The sequence below is a fragment of the Leyella stercorea genome (assembly GCF_021531655.1).
The window spans coordinates 1-801 of the sequence record NZ_JADYUF010000110.1 but is presented as its reverse complement, the minus strand read 5'-3'; the positions used below and the strand labels follow the sequence as shown (position 1 = coordinate 801).

Here is an 801-nt window from a genome sequence, read left to right as displayed (position 1 = left end):
AGATTTCCGATAGGTGCATATTACATTTGCCCTCCAAACAATATGGATGGCAAAATGCAAGAATTGTAAAGTCCAAATGAAGTTTACTTTATAACAGCAAGCTGTCCGTCAACATTCTCTATGCAATAGTCAATGTTGATGGATGGCTTCTTTTCAAAGAAGCTATACGCAGCCAAAACAGAAAGGACATTCATTACGAAATTGAACACGCTACGATGTCTTGAATGTACAAGTTGTGCAACATTCTTAAGTTCGTCATTGATGGTTTCTATGACAGATCTTTTGCGCAACAGAATCTTGTCATACAATGGCATAAGCTTGTTTTTCATATTGCATTTCAAGCCAGTGACAATTTCTATACCGTCGTTAAACAATCTCTCAAACAAGCCATGCGAAATATATCCTTTGTCTGCGAATAATTTTCCGAACACATTATCACTCAATCTGTTAAAGACATCTGTATTCCTATCGTCAACATTCGCTTTCGTAAGCATAAAGTTAAGCAGTTCACCTCTCTCATTGCATATCAGGTGTAACTTGAAACCGAAATACCATCCCATGGTGCTTTTACCTCTTTCTGCATAATCACGGAACACCTTATTTCTTGTTATACGTTTGTTGTGGCATACAGGAATGCACGTGCTGTCAATGAAACTTATACCCGTGCATCTGCCAAAGCAAAACAGTTGGAGGAACAGCATCATCTCAACCGCGACTCTGGACTCGAGTTCAACAAAGCGGTTATATGAAAGCTGCTTGGGGAACAGGTCGTGCAGGTGAACCTTGACATAAAAAAGGTAA

General features: G+C 39.2%; 1 protein-coding gene. It reads right to left on the bottom strand.

The annotated features are described in order from the left end of the window. Positions 1–83: 83 nt before the first annotated feature. Positions 84–801 (bottom strand): IS982 family transposase (locus I6E49_RS14240; RefSeq protein ID WP_235403140.1); only part of this gene is annotated, 718 nt, incomplete at its 5' end.